This window comes from Peribacillus sp. P4_D6, assembly GCF_056401795.1.
In genome coordinates this window covers 1-6961 of the sequence record NZ_JBFUIQ010000164.1, presented here as the reverse complement: position 1 = coordinate 6961, position 6961 = coordinate 1, and the positions used below count along the sequence as shown (strand labels likewise).

Here is a 6961-nt window from a genome sequence, read left to right as displayed (position 1 = left end):
CTTCCAAGTACACCACTTTTTTGTCGGCGTCATGTAAAATATTCGTTACCGCCAAACCATCCATCGCATCTTTGGAATATAAAACCGGCCCTTCATATTCAGGTGAAATTTTAAAATCGGTGAATTTACGGGATAATGCTGCCCCTCCAACTAAAATTGGGGTATCTATTCCCGCTTGCCTTAAATCCTGCGCGGTTAAAACCATTTGCTGTGCAGATTTGACAAGTAACCCAGATAGGCCAATGATGGTTGGCTCATGTTTTCGAACCTCTTCAATGATTTGTTGCGGTGCGACCTTTATTCCCAAATCAATGACTTCATAGCCGTTATTGGAAAGGATGATATCCACTAGATTTTTCCCGATATCRTGCACATCTCCCTTGACGGTCGCCAACAGGATTTTCCCTTTCTTAGCACTATCTTCAGCGTTTTCCATAAGTGGTTCAAGGTGTGCTACAGCCGCCTTCATCGCTTCAGCACTCTGAAGCACCTCTGCGACAATAAGTTGGTTGTCATTGAACAGCCGCCCCACTTCACTCATCCCATCCATCAATGGTCCATTGATGATTTCCAATGGGGTATCACCGCGCTCTATCGCTTCATTTAAATCATCAATCAATCCTTCTTTCGTTCCTTCGATAATATAGTTACCAAGACGTTCGTCCAATGGCAGGATCACACCATCATCCTTCTTCTCCGCTTTTTTTCCACGATAAAATTCGGTAAAAATCGCTAAAGTTTCAGTTGATGTTTCAAACAGGAGTGCCTCCGCCAATTTCACTTCCTCTTCCGGTATCAAGGCGAAACGTTCAAGTTTTTCTGTATTCACGATAGCATAATCGAGACCCGCTTTTGTACAATGGTAAAGGAAAACGGCATTTAATATTTCCCTTCCCCTCGCCGGCAGACCGAAAGAAACGTTGGAAATTCCAAGTATCGTTAGGCATTCCGGAAACTTTTCTTTAATCGCCTTTATTCCATTCACCGTCTCCAATGCAGATCCAATATATTGTTCATCCCCAGTGCCTACAGGAAATACCAGCGGATCAAAAATGATGTCATTTTTGTTTAGACCGTACTTATTGACGAGCAAATCCACAGACCGCGTAGCCACTTCCAATTTCCGTTCAGCATCGACGGCCATCCCAATTTCATCAATGGTTCCTACGACAACGGCAGCACCATATTGATGGACTAAGGGTACTATTTTTTCAAAGCGCTCTTCACCATCTTCAAGGTTTATGGAATTTATGATCGATTTTCCTTGTGAATGTTTTAATGCTTGTTCAAGTACGACTTCATCCGTAGTGTCGATGACCAATGGGACTTTCACTTTTTTGACGACCTCTTCTACAAATTCCTTCATGTCGCCAAGCTCATCCCCATCAGGATCGGCAAGACAGATATCAATGACATGGGCGCCTTTCTTTACTTGGTTACGTGCAATTTCGGCAGCTGGYTCGTAATGCTTTCCACGTATCAGCTCCTTGAATTTTCGGGAACCGATAACATTCGTTCTCTCCCCTACGAATAAAGGACGCATTGAATCATCATAAATTAGCGGCTCTATCCCTGATACGGCATGACCATGGGCAGCTTCCATAATTGTACGGGGCTTCATGCCTTCGAGTACCCTGGAAAGTTCTTTAATATGTTCTGGTGTCGTGCCACAACATCCGCCAATGATATTGACCCATCCCTTTTCGGCAAATTGCTTCATTTTCTCTGCCAGGGATGTAGGTGATTCATGATAGTGGCCTTCTTCATCAGGGAGCCCGGCATTCGGATAACAGCTGATGGCGCTATTTGATATATCTGCAAGTGTCCTGATATGGTCTATCATGAATTCCGGCCCTGTTGCACAATTAAGGCCGACAGCTACGGGCTTCATATGTTCAACCGATAAATAAAAAGCTTCTATGGACTGGCCGGCAAGTGTCGTGCCCATCGGTTCGATTGTTCCTGATATGATGACAGGCACATCTTTTCCCGTTTTAGCGAATGCTGCTTTGATTCCAGAAAAGGCAGCCTTGACATTAAGCATATCCTGACAGGTTTCCACCAACAGCAAGTCTACCCCGCCATCCAAGAGACCCAGTGCCTGCTCTTCATAAGAATCTGTTAAAACATCAAAAGTCGTTCCGCCCGTTACGGAAAGCGTTTTTGTAGTGGGGCCCATCGATCCAGCTACATATCTTGGCCATTCATCATTGGAATATTTTTCACAAGCTTTAACGGCAAGCTCAGCTGAAATTTTATTTAGCTTGTAGGCAATCGTACTTATTTGGTATTCCTCAAGGACGATGCTGGTCGCTCCAAAGGTATTTGTTTCTATGATATCTGCACCCGCTGCTAAATATTTTTCATGAATGGATTGGATGATTTCCGGTTGCGTCAGTGATAAATATTCATTGCAGCCCTCGAATTGTTCACCGCCAAAATCGTCTGCTGTCAAATTCTCCGCTTGTAGCATCGTTCCCATCGCCCCATCAAGTAGGAGAATCTTAGAATTTAACTGATCTTGAATCGCTTTTTTATTCATGTACTGCCACCTCTGATGTCTGTTTACTATCGACTTTTCTAATATATTTCGTTAGTTCCGCCGTCATTTCATAGCGAAGGAATGGAGTGATTAAATATATGCCCTTGAATTTTTCCCTAGCCGCGTCCACCAGTTCCCGCGCGATATTCACCCCTTCAATCCTTGACTTTACAGGGTCATCCCCCGCTAGAGCCATGGCCCTTCTAACATTATCAGGCAATTTGATGCCTGGGATCTCATTATGGATGAATTCGGCGTTCCGGGTGCTTGTTAAGGGCATGATACCGATGAAAATCGGGGTTTCCAGATGTTTTGTCGCTTCATATACTTCTTCGATTTGCTCTACGGAATAAATTGGCTGTGTCAAAAAGGATTGAGCACCGCAGGCAATCTTCTTTTCCATTCTCAGTACGGCTTTATCCAGATATTTCACATTGGGATTAAAAGCTGCCGCAATTTTAAAATTTGCCCGTTGACCCAAACTTTGACCGGAATAGGAAAGACCTTCATTAAATTGTTTGACCATGCTTATCAGGTCAAAGGAAGATAAATCGTAAACCGAAGTGGCACCCGGGAAGTCCCCAATTTTTGAAGGGTCTCCGGTGATGATCAATATTTCGTTCAGCCYTACCGTCTGCAGACCCATTAAATGTGACTGCAGGCCAATCAAATTTCGATCACGGCATGTTATATGCACCATCGGATTTATATTCAATTGGTTCTTCAGTAAATTAGCCAGTGCATCATTCGATATCCTTGGTGAGGCAAGTGAATTATCCGCTAATGTAATGGAATCGACCCCTGCTTTTTTCAAAACCTCAGCACCAGTCATGAAACTCTCTATCCCTAGCTTTTTCGGTGGATCAAGCTCAACGAGAATCGTCCGTTCCGTTTTGGCCTTTTCGTAAAGGGGAAGTTCCAATTCCCTATCGTTCACCTCAATTACTTCTATTTCACGGGATTTCGTAAATTTCTCTTTCACGGGAGCCAAACTTCCAATTGCATGCTTTACAGCTTGAATATGCAGTGGAGTCGTTCCACAGCACCCTCCTATGATCGCGGCGCCTTGCTCACGAAGTTCCAGGGCACTAGAACCGAAATATTCCGGTACAGCTTTATAAACGAGCCTCCCATCGACATAATCCGGCAGGCTGGCGTTAGGGTAAATGGCAATCGATGCTTGCTTTGGCAAACTCACTTCTTCCAAGGCCCGAATCATATGATGTGGTCCAAGGCGGCAATTCACACCAACCACATCGGCACCCAATTGCTCGAGTTTTTGAAAGGCTTCATTTAAATGGATTCCATTTTGAAGATTACCCAGTTCATGCATCGAGACATTTGCGATAATCGGAAGTCCGGTTTCATTTTTAACGATTTGCAGGACGGTTTCCAGTTCTTCCAGGTCATAAAATGTTTCCAGGAGAATCCCATCAGGATTTTCCATCAACAGACTGTATAGCTGTTCACGAAAACCCCGTTTTATCTCTTCCATGCTTAAATCCGATTTCCTGATACTCCGCTGTGCCCCTATGGTGCCGAAGACGTATGCCTTTCCTTTTGCCGCTTTTTTAGCAAGAATGACTCCCTGGCGATTGATTCTGCTCACTTCATCTTCAAGTCCATACCGCTTCAATTTATTGAAATTGGCTCCGTATGTATTCGATTGAAGGATATCTGCACCAGCTTCCAGATAGGCTCGATGGATGGACTCTATTTGATCTGGGTTCGTGCAGTTTAATTCCTCATAACATTGATCAATGCCATTAGAGTAAAGCAAGGTTCCCATTGCCCCTTCCCCAACCAGCATTCTTTCTTTTAATTCTTTACGAAAATTCATCATTACACCCTCTCTCAAAAACAATCCTGTTTTTGTCGTATTCTATGAGTATGAGAGAAAAGGAAAAAAAACCTTCTCAAAGAAGAAGGTTTTTGAAACATTCTCCTCATCTATCAAGCTCTGCTTGCTGGATTTAGCACCTTTGCGTAAGCTGGTTGCTGAGGTTTCTTCGGGCCAGTCCCTCCACCTCTCTCGATAAGATCCATTTATATAATTTTCATAAGATTTCAAAATTTGATTATATTTAATTTACATTAATAGTCTGTCAATTTCAATACCTGATCGACATTTTTTTCACTTTTGCAAAAATCATTCAATCTTTTGCTGCTTGAACCCTCTTCAAGATCCTTTGTTTCCAGTCTTCCGCTAACGAGTCTAGTGTAAGTAAAGCCTTAGCACCTTCAAGCCCATCCCGTTTATGAAGGATGACCTCTGATGCGTAATGGACAGAAATTTTTTCTTGTAGACGATCTATCAGCACAATCTCGTTTTGTTTATTTATCGTTCCTTCTTGAAGTACTCTTGCAAAATAACCAGTGAAACTCGTTTTCAGCACGAGTTCCAAAAACTTAGGTTCTTGATTGAAGAGGGAAATGGTTGAACAAGGTATCCTCCCTTGGTTAATTTGAACAATCACATCGCCCATTTGATAAATATCGCCGATATATGTTGTTTCTTCCTTCATCCCCGCTATAGTTAAATTTTCACCGAATGCAGGGATATCCAGCTCTTTAGAGAATTTTTCATTCCATAATGAATAATGCTCAAATGGGTAAAAGCACAAARCCCGATCAGGACCTCCATGGAACTTTACATTACCGACACCATCACCGATTATGCCAGCTTTAGTCACTTTCAAATTATCCTGTGCTTGTTTATCCATGGCTGAAAAGATATCGATATTCGAAAAAATTTCATGTTTCGGCTTCCCCGCATGTAGTGATTTGATTTTCCCATTTTCCATTTTGCATCTTCCATTCATATTAAATTTATATCGTCCTATATGTATAAATTATACTAAAAATCCATTTTATTCAGTACCTTTTTATATGTATATGAAATGAAAAAGCCATATGCGGCGTTAATGGGCTAAATATCATTGATTTCCAGAAAAATTCATAGGTTAGTTTCAGTAATTTAGTTGCTATTTCAGAATTAAATATGGTAGAATATGAACACAATATATAGTCGAAAACTACAACCGTTCGCCTATATGTTGATTTTCACGATTGAATTCCTCATTGTCGCTCTTTAGGGAGCGAATTTTTTTTGCTTTCGTTAATATCCACTATTTTCCTGTAATTCCATTCAGTTTCTTGCATCGTGATCGACTCACCTATTTGTACTTTCCTTCCCTCTTTATCAAGACCTTTTCATCTTATTAGAAGCCTGATTCCTTGCAAAAACAAGCAGAAAGCCGAGCGACATCGTCCGTCTTCCGCTCAGCTTCCTGTTTACGCTTGTTTCTTTTTTTTCGGTGCCGCTTTCTTTCGGGTCGTCTTTTTCTTTTCCGGTTCATCATGTTTTGTACGGTCTATGGATGCTTGTAGTGCCTCCATTAAATCAGTTACATTGTTGGAAACTGGTTCTTTTGTTTTCGCTGTAATCGTCGTCTGACCCGTTTTCTTTGATTCAATCAATTCTAGTAACGCGGTTCGATAGTCATCGGTGTATTTTGTCGGATCGAAAGTAGTCGTTAATTGATCTATCAATAATACGGCAGTATCGATTTCTTTTTTTACAATGGTATCATTGGCAGGGATATTCGGAACATCCGCTGTGGAGCGGACTTCATCCGGATAATGAATCGTTTCCATAACCAAGGTATTATCAACGACTCGGATCACCGCCATTTGTTCTTTGGAGCGAATGATGATTTTTGCCAACCCCACCTTATTCGATTCCTTGAGGGCCTGCCTCAAAAGGGAATAAGCTTTTATCCCCCCGTCATTTGGGGACATGTAATAACTCCGGTTAAAATAAATAGGATCTATTTCTTCAATTTTAACGAAATCCACGATTTCCACGGCTTTTTCTTCGTTTTGTTTTTTCAGTTGTTCTAGTTCATTGTCTTCCAATACAACAAACTTTCCCTTTGTATACTCAAAAGCGCGAACTATATCATCCTTCCCCACTTCTTTCTCGCATACTGGACAAACCTTTTCGTATTTAATCGGTGTATGACATTCCTTATGCAACGTCCTTAAAGATATATCCTTATCCTCCGTTGCAGCATGAAGTTTGATCGGAATGTTCACCAAACCGAATGATATGCTCCCCTTCCACATTGTATGCATATTCGTCACCTCATAACTTATTTTTGATGAGAAGAACAATTTTATTATTCCCCTTTGTTCAAAAAAAACCGAAAAAACAATTGCCAACTCTAACACTTCGTTTTTTTGGCAAAATAATGTTATCAATTATTTGCGGAGGTAAGTACAAAAATGAAACCGATGCTGCCTACCTATTACCCTGAAGCCCCCAACTCCAATGATTGGCGTTATGAAGTCAAGTATGACGGCTTTAGGGCTATTTTAACGATAGACTCCGATACCATAAGCATTTCAAGTCTAAAT

4 protein-coding genes and 1 riboswitch are annotated in these 6961 nt (G+C 41.5%); all 4 genes read right to left on the bottom strand.

Going from position 1 to position 6961, the window contains the following annotated elements; translation table 11 throughout:
* The coding region (metH, locus tag AC1DVB_RS24160) for a methionine synthase (RefSeq protein ID WP_477591315.1) at positions 1–2542 on the bottom strand (2542 nt) is incomplete at its 3' end.
* Positions 2535–4382 carry a bifunctional homocysteine S-methyltransferase/methylenetetrahydrofolate reductase gene (locus AC1DVB_RS24155; RefSeq protein WP_477591313.1) on the bottom strand — a complete coding sequence of 616 codons (1848 nt, stop codon included), beginning with the start codon at positions 4380–4382 and terminating at the stop codon, positions 2535–2537. The genes metH and AC1DVB_RS24155, both read right to left, overlap by 8 nt.
* 103 nt (positions 4383–4485) lie before the next feature.
* Positions 4486–4584: riboswitch (SAM riboswitch) on the bottom strand.
* A gap of 111 nt (positions 4585–4695) precedes the next feature.
* A complete protein-coding gene (locus tag AC1DVB_RS24150) occupies positions 4696–5346 on the bottom strand; it encodes an MOSC domain-containing protein (RefSeq protein WP_477591311.1) in 651 nt (216 codons plus the stop codon).
* A gap of 490 nt (positions 5347–5836) precedes the next feature.
* Positions 5837–6679, bottom strand: a complete 843-nt coding sequence (gene ku, locus AC1DVB_RS24145; protein ID WP_048687774.1) for a non-homologous end joining protein Ku — start codon at positions 6677–6679, stop codon at positions 5837–5839.
* Positions 6680–6961: the final 282 nt, after the last annotated feature.

What these genes read in the sequence shown, in the direction of transcription:
- ku (WP_048687774.1), bottom strand. Translation starts at nt 6,679, where the DNA reads ATGCATACAATGTGGAAGGGGAGCATATCATTCGGTTTGGTGAACATT.